Source organism: Streptomyces sp. AC512_CC834 (genome assembly GCF_019049325.1).
Taxonomy (GTDB): domain Bacteria; phylum Actinomycetota; class Actinomycetes; order Streptomycetales; family Streptomycetaceae; genus Streptomyces.
This window is the reverse complement of the sequence record NZ_JAGMUO010000065.1, coordinates 682,638-701,705: the sequence shown is the minus strand read 5'-3', so window position 1 is coordinate 701,705 and position 19,068 is coordinate 682,638. Positions and strand designations below refer to the sequence as shown.

Genomic DNA, 19,068 nt, shown 5'->3' with positions numbered 1-19,068 from the left:
ATGAGCGAAGCAGCAGGCATGGACGCCGGGAACCGGCCCGACGCGGTCGCCACGGCCGCCGCCGTCAGGAACGGCGAGACCGACGCACGTACCGTCACCGAGCAGGCGATCGCCCGCATCGAGAAGCTCGACCCCGAGCTCAACGCGGTGATCCACACCAGGTTCGAGGCCGCCCGTGCCGAGGTCGTAGCGGGGCTGCCCGACGGTCCGCTGCACGGCGTACCCATACTCGTCAAGGACCTCGGCACCGAGGTCGAGGGACTGCCCGCGACCGGCGGCAGCCGCCTGTTCAGCCAGGTCACGGCCCGCCGCGACAGCGAACTGGTCGCCCGCTACCGCCGGGCCGGCGCCGTGGTCCTCGGCACCACCAACACCCCCGAACTGGGCCTCAACGCCTCCACCGAACCGGCCCTGAACGGGCCGACCCGCAACCCGTGGAACCACGCGTACTCGCCCGGCGGCTCCAGCGGGGGCTCGGCGGCAGCGGTGGCGGCCGGCATGGTCCCGGTCGCGCACGCCAGCGACGGCGGCGGCTCGATCCGCATCCCGGCGGCGGCCTGCGGGCTGTTCGGCCTCAAGCCCAGCCGCGGCCGCGTCTCGCCCGCGCCCCGGCCCACCACCCTGTCGGGCCTCGTCTCCGGACACCACGCCCTCACCACGACCGTCCGGGACAGCGCCCTGCTCCTGGACGTCGCCGCCGGCCCGCTGCTCGGCGACGCCTACGCAGCACCGCAGCCGGCCGGGCCCTTCGCGGAACTGGCGCGGCGCGATCCGGGGCGGCTGCGGATCGGCCTGGTCACCGCGCTGCCGGACGGTCCGCAGGTGCACGCCGAGTGCGCGCGGGCGGTGCACTCCGCGGCCGAGCTGTGCGAACGCCTGGGGCACGAGGTCGTCGAGACCACCGCCCGCTACCGGCCGGCCGACGTCGCCGTCACCTCCGCCGTGCTGATGGGCGCCGACGTGGTCGCCCAGATCGACGCCCGGCTGGAGCGGCTCGGCCGGCCCCTGGCCGACGACGACATCGAACCCTTCACCCGCGTCATATACGAGACCTACCGCGCTCTTCCCGCCGCCGACGTCAGCCGTGCGCTGCGCCGCGTGCAGGAGATCGGCTGGGCGGTCGGTGCCGCGTTCAACGAGGTCGACCTGCTGCTCAGTCCGACGCTCGCGCAGCCGACGCCGCCGCTCGGCACCCTCGACACGGCGAACCCGGAGTCGATCTACCGGCACGCCTCCGTCTACTCCGCCTTCACCAGCGTCTACAACGTCACCGGGATGCCCGCGATGTCCGTCCCCTTCTTCGGCCACGACGGTCAGGGGCTGCCGCTCGGCGTCCAGTTCGCCGGGCCGCTCGGCGGCGAGGGCACGCTGCTCGCCCTGGCGGCGCAACTGGAACAGGCGGCCCGCTGAGGACCGGCCGGTGTCGGCGGATCGCGCGCGTGTGGGAAGGTGCCGGCGGCCGACGAGCAGCCGGGCCCTTCCCGTCGGCGCCGGGCTGCCGCACGCCACGGCACCCGGTCTGGCGGCCACCGTGCTCCTCGGCACCCTCGACACCGCCACCTCGCCCGGCGCGATGTACACGCCGATCGTCGGCGCCGACCTGACCCTGACCGGCGGCACGGACGTACGCCTCCCGCTGGAACGGGACTTCGAGTACGCCGTACTGGCCATGAGCGGCGAGGCCCACGTCGACGGCGTGCCCCTGGTGCCGGGCTCCATGCTCTACCTCGGCTGCGGCCGCGACGGATCGAACAGGCACGCAGGGACTGGACGGAAGGGGCGAGATTTGGCGAGGTGAAGGGGTACGACGGGTCTTGGCTCTCTCGCGACGCCAGGTCCCCGGGACGTTCAGCTGGTGGGGCAACACCAAGTTCTTCGAGTAGTGACGACATGCCCGGCTCGCGTCGCGCGCCAAGGGACCGGTGCTCCCCGTGTGGTGCGGAGCGCCGGTCCCGTGGTCCTGCGTATGTGCGGCCGAGGTAACGCGGGGCGGGTCAAACGACCGCCCACAGAGCGGCGGCGACCGCGAAGGCCGAGAGTCCGAGGGTCGTCTCCACCACGGTCCACGTCTTCAGGGTGGTCTTCTCGTCCATCCCGAAGAAGCGGCTGACCAGCCAGAAGCCCGAGTCGTTGACGTGCGACAGCACCGTGGCACCCGCCGCGATGGCGACGACCAGCAGGGCGATCTGGAAGTCACCCAGGTTGGCGTCGGCGACCGCGGCGGCGATCAGACCGGAGGCGGTGGTCAGAGCGACCGTCGCCGAACCCTGGGCGACACGCAGCAGGGTGGCGATGATGAACGCCTGGAAGATCAGCGAGATGCCGAGGTCGGAGAGCGATCCGCTCAGCGCGGCGCCGATGCCGCTCAGTTCCAGGACGCCGCCGAACATTCCGCCCGCGCCGGTGATCAGGATGATCGAGCAGATCGGGCCGAGCGATTCGTCGAGGGTCTTGGTGACCTGCTTCATCGAGCCCAGGGAGCGTCCGAGGACGGCGATCGAGAGAAGCACGGTGATCATGAGCGCCACCGGCGTGTTGCCGAGGAGGCCCAGGAAGTTGGCCCAGCCCTGACCCTCGTCGAGCGCTCCGGCCGTGACGAGGGTGTCCAGGACGGTGTCGAACGAGATCAGGACGAGCGGCACGAGGAGCAGCAGGAGGACGGTGCCGAACGACGGTGGACGGTGGGCGGGCGAGCTCTCGCTGCTTCCCGACTCGGCGTCCCCGGCGCTCTTGCCGTGGCTGTCCTTCACCTCGCCGAAGATGACGTCCGGTACGGATACGAAGACGCGGGCGCCGATGAAGCGGGAGACCAGCATGACGCCGACGTACCAGGCGAGCACGCCGATCGGGATGCCGACCAGCATCGTGACGCCGATGTTGCCGCCGAGTACCTCGGCGGCGGCGACCGGGCCGGGGTGCGGCGGGGTCATCGCGTGCATCGCGGCGAAGGCGCCGGCGGCCGGCAGGGCGTACAGGAGGAGCGAGCCGCCGAAGCGGCGGGCGACGGTCAGGATGATCGGCAGGAAGACGACAAGACCCGCGTCGAAGAAGATCGGGAAGCCGAACAGCAGGGCGGCGACACCCAGCGCGAGCGGGGCTCTCTTCTCGCCGAACCGGCTGATCAGGCTGTCGGCGAGCACCTGGGCGCCGCCGGTGACCTCCAACAGCCGGCCCAGCATCACGCCGAAGGCGACGAGCAGCGCGACCGATCCGATCGTGTCGGCGAAGCCGAACATCAGGGCGTCGGGGACATCGGCGAGCGGGAAGCCGACGGCGATGGCCGTCAGCACGCTCACGGCGACCAGGGACACGAAGGCGTGCAGCTTCACCTTCATGATCAGGAACAGGAGAAGGGCGACGGCGCCCGCTGCGATCAGCAGCATCACCGTCGTGCTGTACGCCGGCTCAATTGCTTCCATGAGAACACTCCATTGAATTCTCCAGATGGTTCCGCATCCGGGTGCGGCCCGGAACGACTGCGTGGCGAGTTGAGCGGGACATGCGGGGCATCCGCGACGTCCACCACGTGGGAGCGGACATCCTTGCCCCTCTCTGTCGTCGTCGGCCTCGGTGCCGCTGCACACTCAAACCCATATGTACGACGTATTCAAGGGCTCGTTATTTAAAAGTCATACTTAACCTTGATTGTCGAAGCCTGCTCGCCGTCGCCGACCAGGACGCCGAGAGCGCGGGCCGCCTCAGGAGCCGGGCCGTGTGAGTGGTCAGACGGTGGTCTTCACCGGCTCCTGGTCGTCTTCGTCTGTCCGCGCAACGCCCGCTCGACCCGCCGGGACGGCGCCAAGGCGTACCCGGGGGGCGCGGAACCGCTGCCCGCCCCGTCTGCGTGCAGCAGACTGATGAAGGCCGCCGACTCCGTCAGATGCCAGGTCAGGACACCGAGGACTGCGGCCAGGTCCGCGCCCTCCCGCGCCGCCCGCTCGACGAGGTGGACGTTCTCCGCCGGGACCGCGGTCGCCACGGCGACCCGGTTGCGAGCGGCGGGCTTGGGACCGCCGCTCGCGGGCCGCCGCGCTTCGGACTAGGGCTGCTGCGTCACCCCGAGAGGGTGGCGGTCCGGCCCTCGGGCCGAAACGGAACGGGTCGCGTCGCACGGTTCACGGCTCAACCACGAGGTCGTGCGTTGTGTTCCGGCCGACGCGTGCGGGGTCACCCCGGTGGCTGTGATCTCTCGGTCGGAGAGAACCGGAGTCACACCATGGGTGTGGCCGATCAGTCCCAGAGGACGCCGTCGTGCGGCAGGGCGGCGAAGTGGCTGGGATCGTGGGAAAGGAACGTCCGGACACCTGCCCGGCCCAGCGCGCGGAGTCGACCGTAGGTGAGCAGCTTCTCCTGGACGTTCCAGTCGCTGACCATCGGCACGTTTCCGTCCAGTCCTTCTTGCAGGTGGGCGGCGTCGCCCATGAAGGCGATTCGTTCCTGGTGGTCGAGGTCGAGGATGATTCCCTGGTGGCCGGGCGTATGGCCTGCCGTGCGGACCACGGTCAGGGTGCCGTCCAGGAACAGGTCGGTGTCTCCGGCCAGTTCGAGGAAGTTGTAGGACCGTGTGTCCCGGTAGTCGTTGAACGCGTAGCCCCGGGCCGTCCAGCGGTCCGGCCACCAGGCGTGACGCAGTTCGTCGTGCTGGACCACGTGCACGGCATCCGGGAAGTAGCTCATCCCGCCGGCGTGGTCGAGATGGAGGTGGGAGTAGATCACGTACTTGACGTCGGACAGGCGGTGTCCGAGGCGATCCAACTGCGCGTCGATGGCATGCTCCCGGGTGAATCCCTGAGCGCCGTACGCCGCCCGAAGCCCGGCGCCCCAGTAACGGTCCGCGGTCTCCGGGTCAGCCACACGATGGTTGATACCCGTATCGAAGAGGATCAGCCCGTGCACGGCGTGCTCGATGACGGCCACTGTCGAAGGCACAGTGATCATGCCGCTCGCCCCGTACAGGAGGCCTTCCTTCGGCATCGTGAAGGGCCCTGCGTTTACGGTTGTCACTCGCAATCTCGCAGCCACGGGCCACACTTTTCCATACGTGCTCCAGGTGCCTGTCTCAACACGGCGGGTGCGGCGAGCGGAGTACGAGCAGGGTGATCTCGCTGGGCGCGAAGACGCGGAACGGAGGGCCCCAGAAGCCGGTGCCACGGCTGGTGTAGAGGAGGGTGCGGATGCCGTGGTGGCTGAGACCGGCGAGGGCGGGCTGGTCGAGGCGGACCAGGTGGTGGAAGGGCCAGATCTGGCCGCCGTGGGTGTGGCCGGAGAGCTGGAGGTCGATGCCGGCGGCTGCCGCCCGGTCGACGAACTTGGGCTGGTGTGCCAGGAGCAGGACGGGCAGGTCGGGGTCGGCGCCGTGCAGGGCTCCGGCGAGGTGGGCGCGGTGGCCCGGCAGGCCGGAGGACTCGGCGGTGACGTCGTCCACGCCGGCGACCACGAGGGTGTCGCCGCCGCGCTCGAGCAGCACATGGCGGTTGCGCAGCGGCTCCCAGCCCAGCTCGTCCATCAGGTCGACCCAGCCCTGGGCCTCGCTGTAGTACTCGTGGTTGCCGGTGACGTACACACGGGCACGGGTCGCCCGCACGGCCCCGAGGGGGGTGGCCTGCGCGCGGCGACGCTCGGCCGTGCCGTCCGCGATGTCGCCGGCGTGGCAGACCAGGTCGGCCTCCAAGGTGTTCACCGTCTCGCACACCCGCGCCGACCAGCGAGCGCGATCCAGCGGGCCGTAATGGGTGTCGGTGACGAGAACGACGCGGAGGCCGTCCAGCCCGGCACCCAGTCGTGGGAGTTGCACGTCGAGTCGCCGTACGCGTGGCACGCGGCGGGCCTCCGCGTACCCCCAGGCGAGCAGTACGGCGGCTGTGCCGAGGACGGCCCAGGTGACGATTCGGGCCCGGTCCTGGCCCTCGCCGACGCCGGCCACGGTCAGGGCGAGCCGCAAGAGGACGCCGAGCAGGGCGGACCAGGTGAACAGAACCCAGCCGGTGCCCAGCAGGGTGTCACCGATGATCGCCGCCCGGTCCTGCTGGCGTCGGCCGTGACCGCGCACCATCGCGAGCGGCATACCGACGAGGCCGAGGGCGAACACTGCGGTGCCGGCCAACGTCACGGGCAGCGGCCAGTGCTGCCCGGCGTGCAGCAGCACCCAGCAGGGCACGGCCCACAGCAGGACGGGGGCGATCAGGGGGATGAAGCGCATCAGGCGATGCAGTCGACTCGGCCGCGGTGCTCGCGCTTCGCCTTCGTCGGGTCGGTTGTTGCTGATGTCGGTCACGCTTCCCCTCCCGGACCAGGCTGCCCTCGCGCGCACTGTATCCGGTCGCCCTCGGGACGCCGCTGCCCAGGCCTGGTCACGGCCGGACAGGTCGTACGGCATCGCTCGGCATTCCGGGTGACCGGGCGATCTCTTCCTCGGCGGCTTCGATGACGGCCAGTACGGCGGCCGCCGCGGCCGCGGGGTCGCGGGCCTCGACGGCCTGCACGACGGCGCGGTGACCCGGCAGTGAGGCTTCCACCGCGCCCGGGGTCTGGGTGCTGACGAGGAAGCTGTGTTCCAGCGCGATGTCGACGGCGCGGCCCAGTGAGCCGAGGAGACGGTTTCCGCTTGCGTCGAGCAGGGCCCGGTGGAAGGCGGTGTCGGCCTCGACGTAGCCGCTGCGGCCGGGTTCCGCCGCCGCGGCCTCCATGGCCGCCAGGGCCGCGTACAGGGCTCGTACGTCGTCGGGCCCGGCCCGGTCGGCGGCGAGCCGGGCCGCCTCGGGCTCGACGATCCGGCGCAGTTCACCCGTGTCGCGCAGCAGTGCCGGGGCGTCCCCGGCCTGTTTCCAGCGCAGTACGTCGCGGTCCAGGTGGTTCCAGTCCTCCGGAGGCACCACGCGCGTGCCGGTGCGCGGGCGTACGCGCAGCATTCCCTTGGCCACCAGTGCCTTGACCGCCTCCCGCAACACCCCCCGGCTGACGCCGATCTCCGCCGCGAGCGCGTCCTCGACCGGCAACGGATCCCCCGGCTCCCACGCGCCACCCACGATGCGTCGCCCGAGCTCGTCGACCACGCGCTGGTGCGTGGTCGGGAAGTGCACCACGATCTCTGCTCGCCCCCTGGACGCCATTCATCGAATCATTTAATGATTGTGTCACAGGGTGCGGCCTGCGGGGTCTCACCCGACAACGCCCACCGCGAAGCGGACGACGCCAGAGCCACGGGAGTGAGCGCATGACCGACGGTCGGAAGGCGAGCCGCCGCAGCCAGGAATGGTTCGGCGCACAGGGCCGCAGCGGGATGGTGTACCGCTCCTGGATGCGCAACCAGGGATTCGGGCACGAGGTGTTCGACGGGCGTCCCGTCATCGGCATCGCGACCAGTGCCTCCGAACTCGCCCCGTGCAACGCCCATCTGACACACGTCGCCGAAGCCGTCAAGCGCGGCGTGTGGCAGGCGGGCGGCCTACCGCTCGCGTTTCCCACCATGGCCACCGGCGAGACCCTGATGCGCCCCACCGCCATGCTGTACCGCAACCTCATGGCCATGGAGGTCGAGGAGCTGATCCGGGCCAATCCGCTCGACGGTGTCGTGCTGCTGTCCGGCTGCGACAAGACGACCCCTGCCATGCTCATGGGCGCCGCCAGCGTCGACCTGCCCGCCGTCATGGTCACCGGCGGGCCGATGCTCAACGGCAAGTACCGGGGCCGGGACGTGGGATCCGGCACCCACGTGTGGAAGTTCGAGGAGGACCTGAAGACCGGCCGGATGACCGAGGAGGAGTGCTTCTTCGCGGAAGGGTGTATGGCCCGTTCCCACGGGCACTGCATGACGATGGGGACCGCCTCGACGATGGCCTGCATGGCCGAGGCGCTCGGTATGCAGTTGCCGGGCTCGGCGGCCTGGCCCGCGGTCGACTCCCGGCGGATGGAAACCGCGCAGGCGGCGGGGCAGCGCATCGTAGGGATGGTGGAGGAGGAGCTGCGGCCCTCGCAGATCCTGACCCGGGCGGCGTTCGAGAACGCCGTCCGCGTCAACGCGGCCATCGGCGGCTCCACGAACGCCGTCATCCACCTCACCGCCATCGCCGGACGCGTCGGCGTCGAGTTGCGGCTGCAGGACTTCGACGACCTGGTCCGCACGGTGCCGACCCTGGTCAACCTGATGCCCAGCGGCACATACCTCATGGAGGACTTCTGCTACGCGGGTGGCCTGCCCGCCGTCCTTGCCGAGCTGCTCGGCGGCGAGCTGCTGCACGGCGAACAGCTCACGGTCACCGGACGCACCGTCGCCGAGAACACCGCGCACGCCGAACGCGTCGACTCCGACGTCATCACCCGCCTCGACGCCCCCTTCCAGCCGGCCGGCACCGGCATCGCCGTCCTCCGCGGCAACCTGTGCCCCGACGGCGCCGTGATCAAGCAGTCCGCCGCGTCACCGCACCTGCTCACCCACCGCGGCCCCGCGCGCGTCTTCGACTCCCCCGAGGCGTATCACGAGGTGGCCGACGACCCGGAACTCGACATCGACGAGAACACCGTCATCGTCATCCGCAACGCCGGCCCCAAGGGCTACCCCGGCATGCCCGAGGTCTCCAACGTCCCGCTGCCCGCCAAGCTGCTGAAGGCCGGCGTCAAGGACATGGTGCGCGTCTGCGACGGCCGGATGAGTGGGACCGGGTACGGGACGGTGGTCCTGCACGCGGCGCCCGAGGCCGCGGTCGGCGGACCTCTCGCCCTGGTGCGCGACGGGGACCCCGTCGTCCTCGACGTCCCGAACCGCACCCTGACCATGGACGTGGACGACGCCGAGCTGACGCGACGCCGGCAGGCATGGAAGGCACCCGCCGAGCGGTACACCGGCGGCTACACCTGGCTCTACACGCAGAATGTGGAACAGGCCGACCAGGGCGCCGACTTCGGATTCCTGCGCGGAAGCCGTGGACACGAGGTCCCCCGCGACTCCCACTGAGCCCGCACCGGGCGACCGCACCCCTCGAATCCGGGAGAGCAACGATCGTGGCATCGCAGGCACCGTGCCCTCGTCCGATCCTCACCACCGGCTCCGTCCTGCCGGCGGACGCCGACCGAGCCGCCCTCGTCGCGCGCGTCCACAACCCGCGAGGGGACGGACCGTGTGTGGCCGCGGTCCGCGGAGAGCACGTCGTCGACCTGACGGCCGTCGCACCCACCGTCTGTGACCTCATGGAACGCGACGACGCCGCGACGGTCGTCCGCGAGGCCGACGGAGGTCATGTCTGGCGCCTGGACGAACTGCTCGAGGCACCGACGGGCCGCCGAGACGTTCCCCATCTGCTCGCCCCAGTCGACCTGCAGGTGATCAAGGCCGCGGGCGTCACCTTCGCCCGGAGTCTGCTGGAACGCGTCATCGAGGAGCGCACGGGCGGCGATCCGGCGCAGGCCGCGCGCGTGCGTGCCCGCGTCGGGCAGGCGGTGGGCGGCACGCTCGACGGCATCCGTCCCGGATCACCGGAAGCCGACAGGGCCAGGGAACTGCTCGTCTCCGAAGGGCTGTGGTCGCAGTACCTGGAGGTCGGGATCGGGCCGGACCCGGAAGTCTTCACCAAGGCCCCGGTCCTGTCCGCGGTCGGTACCGGGGCCGACATCGGAGTGCTCGGCGCCTCGGTGTGGAACAACCCTGAGCCCGAGATCGTCCTCGTCGTGGACTCGCGCGGCAGGGTACGCGGCGCGACGCTCGGCAACGACGTCAACCTCCGCGACATCGAGGGACGCAGCGCCCTGCTGCTGTCCCGTGCGAAGGACAACAACGCCTCATGCGCGATCGGCCCGTTCATCCGCCTGTTCGACGACGGCTTCGACCTCGACACCGTACGCGGGCTCGACATCGAGCTGCGGATCGACGGCACGGACGGCTACGTACTGCACGGCAGCAGTTCCATGCGCGAGATCAGCCGCGACGTTCTGGACCTGGTGGCCGCCATCCACGGTCGGCACCATCAATACCCCGACGGCTTCGTGTTGTTCACCGGAACACTGTTCGCCCCCACCGAGGACCGGCGGACTCCCGGTGCGGGCTTCACCCACGCCTACGGCGACGTCGTGCGGATCTCCAGCCCGCGACTCGGCGCCCTGGTCAACACCGTCGTCCCCAGCGAGCAGGCCGCGCCGTGGACGTTCGGCGTACGAGCGCTCATGCGCAGCCTCGCTCGGCGCGGCGTGCTGTGACCGGCCGGGACCGTGACACACAGGCGCCGACCCGCACTCCGTACAACTGGGCGGTCTTCTCCTGAAGGGGCATCGCGTCGATCAGGGCGTCGACTCTCGCGGTGACGGAAAGGGCCGGATCGTTTCAGACGAAGATCTCGGGGGTGTTCTCTACAGCCACGTCGGCGACCGAGCACCTGCTCTCCCTGGGCCACCGCCGCGTCGCCCATCTGGGCGGACCGACCCACTTACGAGACCGGGTTGCCCGGCGCCACTGACCACCGTGAGCTCGCCACCGAACTCGTGGTACGCGCCTCAACGGCGAGACTCGGCGAAGAGACTTCGGAGCGGAGCTGACCGCCCGCTAAAATTCCTGGTGTCCACCGGAGCGTCGGGGGTGGGGTGTGGACGGGGGCGGCCGACGGGGCTGATCCCGCCTCGTGCCGGATTACTCATGCGGGGTGCAGGCGATTTGGGGCACATGGGAGCGGGTGGCGCGGTGCTGCCCGCACGGCTGCGCGGGTGGCTCGAACCGGTCGCGGCCCTCGCCGCGCTGGTGGTCGTCGTGCTGGGGATCCGGTACGCCGGCGCCGGCGGGCCCGGCGCGATGGACACGCGGATCCGGGAGGCGGTGGAGGCGCCGGGGACGCAGTGGTGGCACGTCGCCACGGCCACGAACTTCCTGGGGGAGCCCCTAGGAGCGGCGCTGCTCGTCGGGGCCCTCGTGACGGGCTGCGTGCTGCTCCGGTGTCCTCGCGGGGCGGTACTCGTCGTCGCCGGCGCCGGCCTCACCGTGGGGACGACGACTCTCCTCAAGCCCCTGGTGGGACGCACCATCCACGACGGGAACCTGTCCTACCCGAGCGGGCACACCGCCTTCCTCACCGCGATCGCCCTCGCGGTGGCGCTGCTCGTGGCCGGCCGTCTCCGCCTCGGCGCGGCGGCCGGCACGCTGCTGGTGCTCACCACCGCGCTGGTCGCCGGCGCAGCCATGGGGTGGGCGCAGGTCGTCATGGACGCGCACTATCCGACCGACGCCGTCGGCGGATTCTGCACCGCGCTGGCGGTGCTACCGGTGACCGCCCGGCTGGTCGACCGGATCGGCGACCGGATCGCCGACCGGATTCGCGACCGGGGCGCCGAGCGGGCAACCGGGCGGACGGCCGGCACCGGTCAGCGGGAGCGTCGCTGACGTCGTGTCACGCCGTGCGGCGGAACACCGGCTTCACCGGCCGCCCGCCCACCCAGGGCGTGGGGTCACCGGCGTCCAGTGCCTTCCGGTACACCGCACACGCCTGGGCCACCACGTCGACGGTGTGGTCGATGTCGGCGTCGCTGAGCGCGCTGCTCACCACGAACGACGGGGCGAGCACCCCGCCCGCGAGAAGCCGGCGCAGGAAGAGGGTGCGGTACTGCTGCGACGGCCGCCGGTTCTCGTCGAGGGTGGCGAAGACCAGGTTGCTGGCCCGGCCCCGGACGACGACGTGGTCGGCGACGCCCATGCCGGCCGCGGCGTCACGGACACCGGCGGCCAACCGCTCCCCGAGGGCGTGCAGCCGCGCGGTGACGCCCTCTTCGACGTAGAGGGCCTGCACGGCCATCGCGGCCGCCAGGGAATGCGTCTCCGCACCGTGCGTGGTGGACAGCAGGAACACCCGCTCGCCCGAGTGACGCAGCCCGCCCCGCTCCATCAGATCGCGGCGCCCGGCCAGCGCGGAGACGGCGAACCCGTTGCCCAGCGCCTTGCCGAACGTGGAGAGGTCGGGGACGACGCCGTACAGGCCCTGGGCGCCCGCCTCGGACCAGCGGAAGCCGGTGATCATCTCGTCGAAGACCAGGACGCAGCCGTGCCGGTCGGCCAGCTCGCGCAGGCCCGTGAGGTACCCGGGCGGCGGCTCGGTGTGGGCGGCGGGTTCGAGGATCAGGCAGGCGACCTCGCCCTCGTACCGGGTGAGCAGTTCCTCCGTGGCGGTCAGGTCGCCGTACGGGAAGGACAGGGTCAGCTCGGTGGTCGCCGCCGGAACACCGGCGGACATCGGCGTGGTGCCGATGAACCAGTCGTCCACGGAGAAGAAGGGGTGGTCGGCGCAGAGGGCCACCCGCGGGCGCCCGGTGGCGGCGCGGGCGAGCCGCACCGCGGCGGTGGTGGCGTCGGAGCCGTTCTTCGCGAACTTCACCATCTCGGCGGTCGGCACCGTGGCCAGGAAGCGTTCCGCGGCCTCGAGCTCCACGACGGACGGCCGCACGAAGTTGCTGCCGCGGTCGAGTTCCCGGCGCACCGCCTCGGTCACGCGCGGGTGGGCGTGGCCGAGGCTGACCGAGCGCAGCCCGGAGCCGTACTCGACGTAGCGGTTGCCGTCCACGTCCCAGACGTGGGCACCGCGGCCGTGGCTGATGACCGGGGCCAGGTTCTCGGGGTACTGGTCGTCGCCCTTGGCGTAGGTGTGCGCGCCGCCGGGGATCAGGGCGTGCAGCCGCTCGTTCGCCGCCCGGGAGCGGGGCAGAGCGAACTCTCCGGTGTCCTCGGTGTCCTCGGTCTCCTCCGTGTTCATGGCGGTCTCAACTCTCCTTGTGCTTCAGGACCTCGGCCAGGCTCGGCGCCTCCCGGTCCCGCCGGGACACCGACGTGACGGGCAGCGGCCAGGGGATGGCGAGGTCCGGGTCGTCGAAGGCGATCGTGACGTCCTCGGCCGGGTCGTGCGGGCGGTCGATCCGGTACGAGGTGTCGGCGGTGTCCGTCAGCGCCTGGAAGCCGTGCGCGCACCCCGCCGGGATGTACAGGGTCGCCTGCGTCTCGCCGGACAGTTCGAACAAGCCCCGGCCCAGGTACGTCGGCGAGTGCGGCCGCAGGTCCACGACCGCGTCGAAGACCTTGCCGTACGAGCAGCGCACCAGCTTGGCCTCGCCGGCGCCGGAGCGCAGGTGCAGGCCGCGCAGCACGCCCCGGGCCGAGCGGGAGAGGCTGTCCTGGACGAAGGCGGCCGGGTCGAGGCCCACCGAGCGGACCACGTCGGCGTCGAAGGTGCGGCAGAAGAAGCCGCGCTCGTCAGAGTACGGAGTCGGCTCGAACAGGTACGCGCCGGAGATCTCCGGGACTTCGGTCACTTTCATGGAGTCTCCCGCCGGGTGGGTGCGTGGGTGCCGTCCGGGTCGGTCGCCGGGAACAGGGCCGTGGCCAGGGCGGCGAACTGGCGTTCGACGCACCGGGTGACGGCCAGGTTCCGCTCGGAGAGCGTCCGGCGTAAAGGGGCCGACTGCCGCTCCAGCGCCCGGAACCGCTCCAGCAGCCGGTCGGCGTCGGCCTCGCGCGCCGAGTGGCAGTACGCGGCAAGACCCATCTCGGCCATGAGCGCGTCGCTCTTCGCCGAATAGCTGAGCGCGAGCGTCGGTGTCCCGACCTTCAGCGCGCACACCAGGTTGTGGTACCGGGTCGCCACTACGGCGTCGGCGCACGCCGTCTCCTTCATCAGTTCGGCCAGCGAGGCGGCCTCGGCGACGGTGACCAGCGGCGAGTCCACCGCGTCGACGATCGCGTCGGCCACCGGCCGGTCGAGTTCGTCGCCGGTGAGCAGCCGGACGGGCCTGCCCTCCTCGGCCAGCGCGCGCACGAACCGGGTCGTCCCGTCCAGGTAGCGGCGGTGGATCTCCTCGGCCCGGGCGCGTTCGTCGTTGTTCCCGTGGAAGTCCATGACGCCGACGCAGACCGGCCCCGGCGTGCCCGTGGGCTCGCTCGCCGACGGTGCGGGCAGGGCGAACACGAGGTCCGCGTAGACCTCGTCCCGTGCGGTGTCCACCCCCATCGCCCGCATCGCGTCGCGCGACTGGGTGTCCCGGTACGACCGGTACGCGGCCAGCCGTGTCGACCAGCGCGTCAGGACCCGGGTCGCCCGGTTGCCGATCGGGCCGGCGCCGACGCTGACGAGCGCGACCCGCGTGCCGAGGAGGCGGCCGCTCGCGCAGAGCAGGAACAGCGAGTACGGGAAGCCCCACGGCCGCAGTGGCAGCGTGGTCTCCAGGACGCCCGTGCCCGGCACGATCACCACGTCGTGCCGGCGCACCCAGGCGGCGGTGCGGACGGCGTCGACGAGTTTGCCCAGGCCCTTGCCCGCGATCGCGCCGGCGCGCAACGCGGTGCGGTACTCCCCGCGGTACCAGTTCAGCGGCGTCGTGGGGATCCCGTACCGGGTCGCGACCGTCTCGGGTCCGCCGCACATCGCGTCCACCACCGCCTCGGGGTGCGCGGCGCGCAGGTGGTCGAGCACGGCCTCGAGCGACCCGTCGTTGCCGGTGTTGCCGGCGCCGAACAGGCCGAACACCCCGATGCGTAACGGGGTCTTGTGCGCCGACGTCATGCGTTCTTCCCTTCACGGCCGGCGACGAGGGCGTCGACGGAGACGGTGAGCCGGTCCGGGTCGACCGGGGCGCGGTCCTCGACCCGCTCGCCGGCGCCCGGCCTGACCCGGCTGGTCATCCACGCGGCCAGATGGCGGTGGCACGCGCGCCGGTCGGCCGAGGACAACGGCGCCCGCCCGATCGCGGCGGCGAAGCCCCAGACGTACTCGGCGAGCAGCCGGGGCGTCGGGTGCAGCGGGCCCGCCCGGCGCGGGTCCAGATTGACGCACCGGGCGCGTTTGGACGGGTTGGCCCGCTCGGCGCGGGTGGGGTGGTCGCGGCGGAAGTACAGCAGCTCCGGCACCTGGTGGAAGGGCCCGTGCAGGGTGATCTCGGCGACGAACGTGCGGTCCGCGTGGTGGTAGCTGTCGTGCGGCTTGACCCGGCGCAGCATGTCGGCCCGCATCACCCCGTAGAAGTCGTCGCCCCCGGGCTCGAACAGCAGGCTGCGGAAGCGCTTCGGCGCGTGCGGCGAGTCGGTGGCCAGCCCGTACTCGTAGGGGACCTTCACCTTGCCGTCGCCGTCGATGACCGCCTGGCCGGAGTGCGCGAGGACCACGTCGGGACGCTCGTCCAGCGCCTCGACGCAGCGCCGCAGCAGGTCCCGGGCGTACAGGTCGTCGTGCGAGGCCCACTTGAACAGCTCGCCGCGGCACTCGGTGAAGACGTAGTTGTGGTTGGGCGCGGCGCCGATGTTCCGGGGCAGCCGGATGTACCGGACGCGCGAGTCCCGCGCGGCGTAGCGGCGGCAGATGTCCTGGGTCCCGTCGGCCGAGGCGTTGTCGGAGACGACCAGTTCGAAGTCCTCGTAGGTCTGGCCGAGCAGGGCGTCGAACGCCTCGGCGAGGTACTCCTCGCCGTTGTAGACGGGCAGGCCGATGCTCAGCCGGGGGTGGGGGGTCATGGATTCCTCACTTCGGGGATGGATTCGTGGTGGCGCTCGCGCAGGGCGGACCGCAGGTGCAGCCACCACGCGGCCGAGCCGCACAGGGACGCGGCGGCGGCGCCCCAGGCCGAGCCGACCGTGCCGCCCCAGAACGCGCCGGCGAGCCCGCCGCCGACGTAGCAGACGGAGGCGAAGAGCTGGCAGCGCAGGCTGCGCCGGGCCGCCGCGAGAGCGCGCAGCCCTGCCGCCGCGCCGGTGCCGATGCCGGCGCCCGCGACGCTCAGCGTGACCGGCACGATGAGCTCCGACGCACCGCTCCAGACGTCGCCGAGCACCAACTCGCCCAGTTGGTCGGGCACCAGCAGCAGCGTCGCGCCCCAGAGCAGCGCGGCGACGGCCTGCCCGCCGCCGAGCAGGAGGCAGAACCGGCCCAGCCGGTGCGGGGCCTGCCGCAGCACCCGCGCCGACTCCGCGACGGTGACCAGCGACAGCCCCATCAGCACGGCGAGGAACGGACCCATCAGAAGCTCGGCGCCCCGCACCACACCGACCGCGCCGACCCCGACGATCACGCCGAGCCCGTACGCCCGCAGTTGGCCCGCGCCGCTGACGCCGACGTTCTCGACCAGGTACCGGTAGCCGAGGTCGCGCTGCCGACGAAGCCACTCGCGCGCTCCCCCCGGCCGGGGGCGGATGCCGGACTGGAGGCAGCCGTACGCCGCGGCCACCGCGGCGGACCCGCCCCAGGCGAGCACGAAGGCGGACACGGTGCCGACGTGGGCCGCCACCACCATGGCCGGGACGAGCGCGACGCCCCACACGACGTCGTTGACGAACGCCTTGCGACCGGCGCCGGCGGCGAAGAACGCGTACCGCCACGCGTCCTGCAGCAGCAGCCCCGGCAGCATGACGCCGAGGCAGGCGAACGCGGGCCCCACCCGGCCGCCGACCATCAGGCCGGCCACCAGACACGCCGCGCCGATGGCGGCGCCGACGTCGAGGGCGGTGCCCGAGGACCGGGCCACCGCACCGCGCCAGGCCGATTCCGGCACGCCGCTGAAGCGCACCACGAGCGGGTCGGTGGCCAGCCCGCGCGAGACGCTGAGCACCACGCCGTAGGTCACCCACGCCAGACTGAACACGCCGAACGCGGTCAGCCCCAGCTCGCGGGCCACGTAGATGCCCACCACGAAGTTGGACAGGCTGGACGCCGCCTGGTCGGCCAGCCCCCAGGACAGCCTGCCGACCATGCCCCGCGTGCCGGTCCGCGGGGCCCGACCGGCCTCGGCCGCGGGCGTCCTCTTCTCCTCCCCGGTGGTCATCGGCGTCATGCCTTGATCAGCCCGGCGCCGTGCAGGGCGTCGGCCGCGGCGGCGACGGCGTCGAACGGCAGCCCGGAGCGCTCGGCGACGTCCAGGAGACTGTGCCCGCCTTCGGAGAGGCTGAGCACCCACAGCATGGCCAACTGGGCCTGCTTCGCGTCGCTGCGGCCGCCGAGGGAGTCGTACAACCCGCGCCGGCCCAACTGCGGTTCGCCGAAGGGGCTGAGGTTGACGTAGCGCCGGTTGCGGTCGAGGAGGGCGAACGCCTCACGGCAGACGGCGAGCGTGTCCGCCATCGCCTCGGGGGAGACGAGGTCCAGGTCGTCCGCCGAGGTGTGGTACTCGGGATAGCCGGCGTAGGGGGTGCGGGTGAGCGAGCCCACGCCGAGGTCGAACCCGGGCGAGCAGTACTGCCGCTCGTCGTAGCCGTACGGCGTGAACTCGGAGACCCGGTGCGGGCGTTCGGACGCGGACAGGACATGCCGCAGCACCCGGTCGATCTCCGCGTCGCCGCGCCTGCTCTGCTTGTACGTCAGTTGTCCGGGGTCGCCCGCGCAGGCCAGCACGAGACCGTGCTTGACCCGCTCGACCCGCTCCCGGTTGCGGGCCAGCCACGTGATCGCCCCGATGGTGCCGGGCGCGAAAATGAACCGGTAGGTGTAGTACGGCGTCAGCTCCGCCAGCGCCCGGGCCAGGAACGCCGCCACCGCGATGCCCGCCAGGTTGTCGTTGGCCAGCGACGGGTGGCAGACGTGGCAGGAGACGATCACCTCGTCGGGGACCTGCCCGGGGACCACGTGCTCGGCGTAGGTGAGATGGCCGTCGGCGAGGGTGGAGTCGATCCGCACCTCGTACTCGCCGTCCGGCAGCGCGTCCAGGGTCTCCTGGGCCAGGCAGAACCCCCAGTCCGGCCGGTAGTAGCTGGTGCGGTACGGCACCCAGGACGGGTGGTCCGGCAGGGTGTGCAGGTGCGCGCGCAGTTCGGACAGCGGCATGGTCGCCGACACCGGCACGCTGTAGCCGAGCACGTGCAGGCTGGACGCGGCGAAGTCGACGACCCGCCTCCCGGTGGCGTCGGCGATGTACGCGTCGCGGATGTTCCACTCCTGCGGCACCGTCCAGTCGAGCACCCGCGTCCCGGTCGGCACCTCGTGCACCTGCAGCGGGACGTACTCGTCGACGATCTCCAGGGTGGCGCGCACACCGTCGCCGGTGATGCTCCGGCACAGCGGGTACAACCGCTCCACCAGCGCGTACATCTCCTCGCCCGCCTCGGTCATCGGCGCCACCGCAGGGTGTCGTCGACGGCGCCCGACTCGGCGGCCGCGCGCAGTACGGCGAGGCGGGTGAAGCGCCGCTCGAAGTCCTCCCGGGTCAGCCCGTGTTTCCGGTAGGCGTCGGCGAGTTCGAGCGCGCCCTGCTTCACCGTCCACTCGCAGTCGAAGCCGTCGATCGCGTCGCGGAACCGGGAGAAGTCCACCCGGTACGAGCGCGGATCGGCGCCGGTCTCGCCGGTGATCACCACCTTCGAGCCGGACACCGCCTCGGCGACCTGCCCGGCGATCTCGGCGACCGTGACGTTGTTGACCTCGCTGCCGATGTTGAACGCCCGGTCGTGCACCGCCTCCCGAGGCGCGGTCAGCGCCGCCGTGAAGGCCCGCGCGATGTCGGCGGCGTGCACCAGCGGGCGCCACGGGGTGCCGTCGGAGAGCACAAGCACCTCGCCGGACAGCAGAGCGTGGCCCACCAGGTTGTTCAGCACGATGTCGGCGCGCAGCCTGGGGGAGTGACCGAAGGCGGTGGCGTTGCGCATGTACACCGGGCTGAAGTCACCGTCGGACAGCGCGTGCAGGTCGTCCTCCACCCGCACCTTGGACTCCGCGTACGGCGTCACCGGGCGCAACGGGGCGTCCTCGCCCACCAGGTCGCCGCCGCCGGCGGCGCCGTAGACCGAGCACGTCGACGCGTACAGGAAGCGCTGCACCCCGGCGTCGCGGGCCAGCCGGGCCAGGCGCACGGACGCGTGGTGGTTGATGTCGTAGGTGAGTTCCGGTGCCAGCGATCCCAGCGGGTCGTTGGACAGCGCGGCCAGGTGGATGACGGCGTCCACCCCGGCCACGTGTTCGGCCGTGACGTCCCGCAGGTCCACCCGCCGCCCGGGAGGGTCCGCGGGCGGCGGGCCGAGCACGCAGTCGGCGAACAGGCCGGCGTCCAGGCCGACGACCTCGTGCCCGGCGGCCGCGAGGACCGGGGCCATCACGGTGCCCAGATAGCCCTGGTGCCCGGTCAGCAGTACGCGCAAGG

General features: G+C 72.0%; 16 protein-coding genes and 1 pseudogene. 5 read left to right on the top strand and 12 right to left on the bottom strand.

Annotation, left to right across the window (positions count from 1 at the left end):
- Both KUM40_RS25350 and KUM40_RS25345 read left to right on the top strand, forming a co-directional pair.
- The gene (locus tag KUM40_RS25350) at positions 1-1,410 is read left to right on the top strand and encodes an amidase (protein ID WP_254395543.1); all 1,410 of its coding nucleotides are present in this window, start codon (positions 1-3) and stop codon (positions 1,408-1,410) included.
- A gap of 79 nt (positions 1,411-1,489) precedes the next feature.
- A pseudogene (locus tag KUM40_RS25345) lies at positions 1,490-1,821 on the top strand (pirin family protein); the annotation flags it as partial.
- 173 nt (positions 1,822-1,994) lie between these two features.
- Here the strand turns inward: KUM40_RS25345 and KUM40_RS25340 are convergent.
- The 5 genes from KUM40_RS25340 to KUM40_RS25320 form a co-directional block, all read right to left on the bottom strand.
- Positions 1,995-3,419, bottom strand: a complete 1,425-nt coding sequence (locus KUM40_RS25340; protein WP_254395542.1) for a GntP family permease — start codon at positions 3,417-3,419, stop codon at positions 1,995-1,997.
- A 317-nt stretch (positions 3,420-3,736) separates the two neighbouring features.
- Positions 3,737-3,979, bottom strand: a complete 243-nt coding sequence (locus KUM40_RS25335) for a hypothetical protein (protein WP_217168442.1) — start codon at positions 3,977-3,979, stop codon at positions 3,737-3,739.
- Between the two features lie 251 nt (positions 3,980-4,230).
- On the bottom strand, positions 4,231-4,938 hold the full coding sequence (locus KUM40_RS25330; protein WP_217168441.1) for an N-acyl homoserine lactonase family protein: 708 nt from the start codon (positions 4,936-4,938) through the stop codon (positions 4,231-4,233).
- A gap of 121 nt (positions 4,939-5,059) precedes the next feature.
- On the bottom strand, positions 5,060-6,274 hold the full coding sequence (locus tag KUM40_RS25325; RefSeq protein ID WP_217168439.1) for a metallophosphoesterase: 1,215 nt from the start codon (positions 6,272-6,274) through the stop codon (positions 5,060-5,062).
- A gap of 76 nt (positions 6,275-6,350) precedes the next feature.
- Entirely contained in the window at positions 6,351-7,109 is a 759-nt protein-coding gene (locus tag KUM40_RS25320; protein WP_217168438.1) for a FadR/GntR family transcriptional regulator, read from the bottom strand.
- 104 nt (positions 7,110-7,213) lie between these two features.
- On the opposite strand from KUM40_RS25320, the gene KUM40_RS25315 reads away from it, so the two are divergent.
- From KUM40_RS25315 to KUM40_RS25305, 3 genes are all read left to right on the top strand, one after another.
- Positions 7,214-8,950: an IlvD/Edd family dehydratase gene (locus KUM40_RS25315; RefSeq protein ID WP_217168437.1), complete on the top strand. Its 1,737-nt coding sequence runs from the start codon at positions 7,214-7,216 to the stop codon at positions 8,948-8,950.
- Positions 8,951-8,997: 47 nt separating this feature from the next.
- Entirely contained in the window at positions 8,998-10,185 is a 1,188-nt protein-coding gene (locus KUM40_RS25310; protein WP_217168436.1) for a fumarylacetoacetate hydrolase family protein, read from the top strand.
- 460 nt (positions 10,186-10,645) lie between these two features.
- Positions 10,646-11,356 (top strand): phosphatase PAP2 family protein, encoded by a 711-nt coding sequence (locus KUM40_RS25305; RefSeq protein WP_254395540.1) that lies wholly within the window; start codon positions 10,646-10,648, stop codon positions 11,354-11,356.
- A gap of 7 nt (positions 11,357-11,363) precedes the next feature.
- Here the strand turns inward: KUM40_RS25305 and KUM40_RS25300 are convergent, their stop codons facing one another.
- Genes KUM40_RS25300 through KUM40_RS25270 form a run of 7 tightly spaced genes read right to left on the bottom strand, consistent with a single transcriptional unit; the run spans position 11,364 to position 19,066 of the window.
- Positions 11,364-12,716, bottom strand: coding sequence for a glutamate-1-semialdehyde 2,1-aminomutase (locus KUM40_RS25300; RefSeq protein WP_217168434.1), 1,353 nt, complete (start codon positions 12,714-12,716; stop codon positions 11,364-11,366).
- A gap of 7 nt (positions 12,717-12,723) precedes the next feature.
- Positions 12,724-13,275, bottom strand: coding sequence for a dTDP-4-dehydrorhamnose 3,5-epimerase family protein (locus KUM40_RS25295; protein WP_217168433.1), 552 nt, complete (start codon positions 13,273-13,275; stop codon positions 12,724-12,726).
- Positions 13,272-14,516, bottom strand: coding sequence for a polysaccharide pyruvyl transferase family protein (locus KUM40_RS25290; protein ID WP_217168432.1), 1,245 nt, complete (start codon positions 14,514-14,516; stop codon positions 13,272-13,274). Before KUM40_RS25290 ends, KUM40_RS25295 begins: the two co-directional genes overlap by 4 nt.
- Entirely contained in the window at positions 14,513-15,460 is a 948-nt protein-coding gene (locus KUM40_RS25285; RefSeq protein ID WP_217168431.1) for a glycosyltransferase family 2 protein, read from the bottom strand. The genes KUM40_RS25290 and KUM40_RS25285 overlap by 4 nt, the downstream gene beginning before the upstream one ends.
- The gene (locus KUM40_RS25280; protein WP_374227416.1) at positions 15,457-16,764 is read right to left on the bottom strand and encodes a hypothetical protein; all 1,308 of its coding nucleotides are present in this window, start codon (positions 16,762-16,764) and stop codon (positions 15,457-15,459) included. Before KUM40_RS25280 ends, KUM40_RS25285 begins: the two co-directional genes overlap by 4 nt.
- 5 nt (positions 16,765-16,769) lie before the next feature.
- Positions 16,770-18,044 carry a DUF4910 domain-containing protein gene (locus tag KUM40_RS25275; RefSeq protein WP_217168429.1) on the bottom strand — a complete coding sequence of 425 codons (1,275 nt, stop codon included), beginning with the start codon at positions 18,042-18,044 and terminating at the stop codon, positions 16,770-16,772.
- Complete coding sequence (locus tag KUM40_RS25270; RefSeq protein WP_217168428.1) at positions 18,041-19,066, bottom strand: NAD(P)-dependent oxidoreductase; 1,026 nt, start codon at positions 19,064-19,066, stop codon at positions 18,041-18,043. Before KUM40_RS25270 ends, KUM40_RS25275 begins: the two co-directional genes overlap by 4 nt.
- Positions 19,067-19,068: the final 2 nt, after the last annotated feature.

What these genes read in the sequence shown, in the direction of transcription:
- KUM40_RS25295 (WP_217168433.1), bottom strand. Translation starts at nt 13,275, where the DNA reads ATGAAAGTGACCGAAGTCCCGGAGATCTCCGGCGCGTACCTGTTCGAG.
- KUM40_RS25280 (WP_374227416.1), bottom strand. Translation starts at nt 16,764, where the DNA reads ATGACCACCGGGGAGGAGAAGAGGACGCCCGCGGCCGAGGCCGGTCGG.
- KUM40_RS25330 (WP_217168441.1), bottom strand. Translation starts at nt 4,938, where the DNA reads ATGATCACTGTGCCTTCGACAGTGGCCGTCATCGAGCACGCCGTGCAC.
- KUM40_RS25290 (WP_217168432.1), bottom strand. Translation starts at nt 14,516, where the DNA reads ATGACGTCGGCGCACAAGACCCCGTTACGCATCGGGGTGTTCGGCCTG.
- KUM40_RS25350 (WP_254395543.1), top strand. Translation starts at nt 1, where the DNA reads ATGAGCGAAGCAGCAGGCATGGACGCCGGGAACCGGCCCGACGCGGTC.
- KUM40_RS25305 (WP_254395540.1), top strand. Translation starts at nt 10,646, where the DNA reads ATGGGAGCGGGTGGCGCGGTGCTGCCCGCACGGCTGCGCGGGTGGCTC.
- KUM40_RS25320 (WP_217168438.1), bottom strand. Translation starts at nt 7,109, where the DNA reads ATGGCGTCCAGGGGGCGAGCAGAGATCGTGGTGCACTTCCCGACCACG.
- KUM40_RS25300 (WP_217168434.1), bottom strand. Translation starts at nt 12,716, where the DNA reads ATGAACACGGAGGAGACCGAGGACACCGAGGACACCGGAGAGTTCGCT.
- KUM40_RS25340 (WP_254395542.1), bottom strand. Translation starts at nt 3,419, where the DNA reads ATGGAAGCAATTGAGCCGGCGTACAGCACGACGGTGATGCTGCTGATC.
- KUM40_RS25315 (WP_217168437.1), top strand. Translation starts at nt 7,214, where the DNA reads ATGACCGACGGTCGGAAGGCGAGCCGCCGCAGCCAGGAATGGTTCGGC.
- KUM40_RS25285 (WP_217168431.1), bottom strand. Translation starts at nt 15,460, where the DNA reads ATGACCCCCCACCCCCGGCTGAGCATCGGCCTGCCCGTCTACAACGGC.
- KUM40_RS25275 (WP_217168429.1), bottom strand. Translation starts at nt 18,044, where the DNA reads ATGACCGAGGCGGGCGAGGAGATGTACGCGCTGGTGGAGCGGTTGTAC.